Consider the following 4,303-nt stretch of genomic DNA (forward strand, 5'->3'; position numbering starts at 1 on the left):
TATCTTCCAGAACCACACACTGATTTTATAATGGCAATAGTTTCTGAAGAACTAGGATTTATTGGTGTATTTATTCTATTGGCTGGAGTTTTGACTATAGTACTTCGCTCTTTAAAAATTGCACAGTTATGTGTAGATCCATTCGGCAGTTTTATAGCAATTGGTATAGGTTGTATGATTGGCATGCAATCCATTGTAAATTTAGGTGGTATTACAGGACTATTTCCTCTTACGGGTACTCCATTTCCATTTATAAGTTTTGGTGGAAGTTCTTTAATGGTCAATTTGATAGCAATAGGAATATTAATTAATATTTCAATTTTTAATAAGTTCTACAATTAGAATATATGTCTTTTATAATTACTTTTAAAAAATTTAAAAATTCCACTTCATTGAGTAATCTATATTCAAAGAATTTCTAATTAAGATTTAACTAAATGAATTATAACTAAAACAACCTAGGATTAACCCAATCCAAATGCCATATTCTTGGGGGAGTGACACATGCATTAGCTTAAGAGACTTTTTTCCCTTCTAAATAAACTAGAATTTGAAATGGTGATGTTTTCTGGTACAGACTTAGCTACTATTTGCATTTGGATCCTCCTGGTTCGATTATGTAGTAGGCTTTATGCTCAGCCCTGAGGGCTTAAATACGAAAGTAGTTTTGTTTTTGTTTCAGTTCTTAAGTTGATGGATATGTGGTTAGGCTGATTATGTTTTCGTCTCCAAAGATAGATTAGATAAAGTAACTTAAAAAATTTTGTAAATAAAAATGATTAAAACATAATTTACTAATCTTTAATTTTATATTGTCATCTTTTCTATTAGTATTTTTTAGGTGTTTTCTTTTGAGTACACTCTATACATTATAAACCCTTGATATTACTGATTTTTTTATTTTTCTCTTCTTAACCTTATATAATACTACCTGTTCCGTACGGAACAGGTAGTATTTTTAGGAAAAAAAGCAAGTTTTTCGATCTTTATCTAAAGATCATTACCTTTTTTGACCTATCTGTACGGAACTCTTTTAAGTTATGTGTTTGTCAAGCTAAATCGACAGATAAAAAATTAAAATAATGATTTTTTACTATACTAATTAGTATTAAGCAATTAATAATTAAGAAATTTGTACGATTCGTATGCTAAAATGGGTTACTACTGTATTATTAGCAGGAGCTGACAACGTAGTTTGTAAGGTTGAATTTGTAGTAATTATATTCAATAATGCACCCCCAGATATTGGAATTCCACTGTTAGATATATTATTAATTACACCAATTGCATTACTAGATCCATCCACAAGTGTACTATTAACAAATAAAGAAATTTGATGATTTCCCTGTGCTACTGAAGTAACCTCAGCACTCCATTCAACCCAATAGTAACCTATTTGTGAAAGTGTAATAGTAGTAGGATCTGTCAACGTTACATTTCCATTTTGTAAATTATTTTGATTCATTTGAAGAATTGAACTAGCTGGATAGGTAATACTTGTATCTGTAGAGTAAAATCCGAAATTGTTCGTTGGAATGGCCCCGGTAGATCCAGTAGGTCCAGTGTCCCCAGTAGGTCCGGTAGGTAAAGTAAATGCCGGAATAGGTGGGAGTGTAGGACCAATTAAATTTGAATCTAATGTAGAAGCACTCAAGCATTCGTCACAAATAAAATCATTTGAAAATTTTTCATTAAACTCCAAACTTCTTTTATCATAACTAATAAATGCAGAATTAGTAAAAATGACACAAATATCTAATTCATCTATCTTCTTAAACAAAAATATTATTTTTACTCAACTAAGGACTAGAATATTTTGGAAGTTATAAGCAAGGATTATCTTTATTCACTGAAGGTGTATTTATATACTCCTCCCGTTACATTTAATTTATAACTAAATAAACAGTCGGACGAAACAAAGTAGTAAGTATCAAGAGTACAATTTCTTGTCTGTGTTTGTATGACTTGGTCAACAATTTGATACTCTATCTCTGACTCAACTATGTAGTCAATTAGAAACTTCAACAGGCTTTAGCGCGTCTTTTGTATCTTTCGTTTAAATCGTATTTATTACGATTCTATAAGCTGAAATCAGAGATATATTCTTTCTACCTATTTTGATCATACTTGTATATTTGACTCTACGACCTTTCAAGTCCCAGATTGATCCCATGTGTTTTAATTGCTAGTTCTGCCCTTATGGAGGAAAACAAAAGGGCAGAATCCACTCGTTATGGTTGGTATAGAGATATAAAGCTCATGTTTGTTCTACACTAGAGGTGTTGTGTATAATTCTAATAGAACTTTTCTAAAAGCGTTAGATTAAATATGAGTGAACGTGTATGACAGTTATTGAAAGAAACTGTGTTATCATGAAACAATGGATATATGCTTATAAATTCAATTTGTTAATTTATAGAACATATTAATGTAAAACCGTAAAAGGTCTCCTAGTTGTATCTAACGTCAAGATATTTTGATTTTTTAGAAGCTCTATATAAGAGTATTTTTTATTTAAATTCTTTTTATTTATAATTTTCGAGATATATTTTATAATTTTATTGTCTCAATAAATGAAAAAGGATGATTGTACAATAACGTAGATGATATGTTCTATGAAAAGTTAAGGGGAGGAACCATGGCTACAATTTTTGAAAATAATAGTATTAGAATAAGAGAAGCATCGATAGCTGACGCAGAAGAATTATTTCGAATTATAAGTGATCAGGACGTAATGGAATATTATGGAATGAAACCATGTGCCAATCTAGAAGGCGCAAAGGAAGAAATTTTGTGGTTTCAAAGTCTTGCTAAAAATAATCAAGGGTTTAGATGGATTATTGCTGATAAGAAGAGTAATAAATATATTGGAGATATCGGTGTTTTTGGTTTTGAACCTATTCATAATCGTATTGAAATAGGGTTTAAACTCCAACAAGCACATTGGAACAAGGGAATTATGAGTGAATGCATTCAAAAAGTGTTAGAATTTTCCTTTTTAAAAAATCAATACAACAGAGTAGAAGCCTTGGTAGATCCAAGAAATAAAGGTTGTCAAATGACCTTGAAAAAAAGTGGATTTACACTTGAAGGAACACTTCGAGAGTATGAATTTGAAAATGGTCAATATATTGATTTACAGTTATATTCTATAATAAAACGAGAATTTATAGTTTATAACAGTTCTGTAAATTGTTGTAAACTATAAAGGGTCCTGGAGTGAAATTTTTAACAATCCTGATGGGAAAAACACAATGTTATGAATCAAAGAACCAGCTCAACATCCAGTAGATAGCGATTTTGACCGTAAAATGACTGTTATAGTCTTTTATCTTTGGGAGTACTAAACTGTTGTTCAATTTTCCTATGCTCTTTCATTAACTGTTTACCAAAGATGTCACAGGATTATAGAATTTCATAAATGCGCTGACTATCATAAGCAGCATCTGCACGGAAAACAACACTTTTTGATTTTATATTTTTTGAAGTCATACAGGGGCCATCTTACTATTGGCCTTACAAACATTATGAAAAAGACTAAGCAGCCATCGATATTCAATGTTCTATCGGAGCTCGATGATTGAGACATTTTTAGAAAGGTTTATAGTTATAAAAGTAAATATAATCTTCAAGTGCTTGTATTAAAAGCTTCTTCTGTTTTAAAATGATTCAAATACAACATCTCCGGTTTTAAATGAGAGAAAAATGACTCGATACAAGCGTTATCATGGCAGTTTCCTGTGCGAAGGTGGTTACCAATGATATTGAAATTGGAAAATCGTTTGTTGTCGGCATGAGATGTTTACTGGGATTCCTAATCTGAATGGAGAATGGTCCCACACACATCTCTTTTTTGCGCCAATGGTACTGCTTTAATATTCAACCTGGACCTTTTAGTAGTCACGTTCCTATTCAATCGTCTTAAAATGAATCCGTTTCCCTTTTAGAGGATTAGATATATCTTTCATTCCCACAATTTTCAAGGTGGGTAGAACTTTTAAACTATGAGAGGTCACCATACATTGAAGTGACCCCTCATAGTTAGACACGGTTATTTCATTAGGCACTTTGAAATTTGCCTTAATCCGTTTCGTATTATAATAATCTATATATATTTCTAATTCTATTTTAAAGTGCTCTACATTTTCAAATTCTTTTATGTAGAGGAACTCCGACTTCATAATCCCAAAGAAATTTTCTATTAGGCCTCACCATACATGCCCATCAACTTAAGATTTTTTACTACCCCCAAGTACAAAAAAACGTTATTCTTTCTTAATAATCTATGAGAAAGGGTGACGTT

General features: G+C 31.1%; 3 protein-coding genes and 4 pseudogenes. 3 read left to right on the forward strand and 4 right to left on the reverse strand.

Annotated features, from left to right (window positions below; translation table 11 throughout):
- Positions 1–342 (forward strand): FtsW/RodA/SpoVE family cell cycle protein (locus ATL10_RS30270; RefSeq protein WP_181419369.1); only part of this gene is annotated, 342 nt, incomplete at its 5' end.
- 781 nt (positions 343–1,123) lie between these two features.
- Here ATL10_RS30270 and ATL10_RS32145 read toward each other — a convergent pair.
- A complete protein-coding gene (locus tag ATL10_RS32145) occupies positions 1,124–1,702 on the reverse strand; it encodes an exosporium leader peptide-containing protein (RefSeq protein WP_276567464.1) in 579 nt (192 codons plus the stop codon).
- Positions 1,703–2,163: 461 nt separating this feature from the next.
- Here ATL10_RS32145 and ATL10_RS32415 point away from each other — a divergent pair.
- Both ATL10_RS32415 and ATL10_RS30280 read left to right on the forward strand, forming a co-directional pair.
- A pseudogene (locus ATL10_RS32415) lies at positions 2,164–2,279 on the forward strand (ISNCY family transposase); the annotation flags it as partial.
- Positions 2,280–2,638: 359 nt separating this feature from the next.
- Positions 2,639–3,208 (forward strand): GNAT family N-acetyltransferase, encoded by a 570-nt coding sequence (locus ATL10_RS30280; protein WP_181419370.1) that lies wholly within the window; start codon positions 2,639–2,641, stop codon positions 3,206–3,208.
- Here ATL10_RS30280 and ATL10_RS32420 read toward each other — a convergent pair.
- The 3 pseudogenes from ATL10_RS32420 to ATL10_RS32430 form a co-directional block, all read right to left on the reverse strand.
- Positions 3,203–3,512 (reverse strand): annotated as a pseudogene (locus ATL10_RS32420) (hypothetical protein); the annotation flags it as partial. The gene ATL10_RS30280 and the pseudogene ATL10_RS32420 sit on opposite strands and share 6 nt — an antisense overlap.
- Positions 3,513–3,591: 79 nt before the next feature.
- A pseudogene (locus tag ATL10_RS32425) lies at positions 3,592–3,763 on the reverse strand (IS3 family transposase); the annotation flags it as partial.
- A gap of 301 nt (positions 3,764–4,064) precedes the next feature.
- Positions 4,065–4,205 (reverse strand): annotated as a pseudogene (locus ATL10_RS32430) (IS3 family transposase); the annotation flags it as partial.
- Between the last annotated feature and the right edge of the window lie 98 nt (positions 4,206–4,303).

This window comes from Bacillus sp. 196mf, from assembly GCF_003217275.1.
GTDB classification, from domain to species: domain Bacteria; phylum Bacillota; class Bacilli; order Bacillales; family Bacillaceae_G; genus Bacillus_A; species Bacillus_A thuringiensis_S.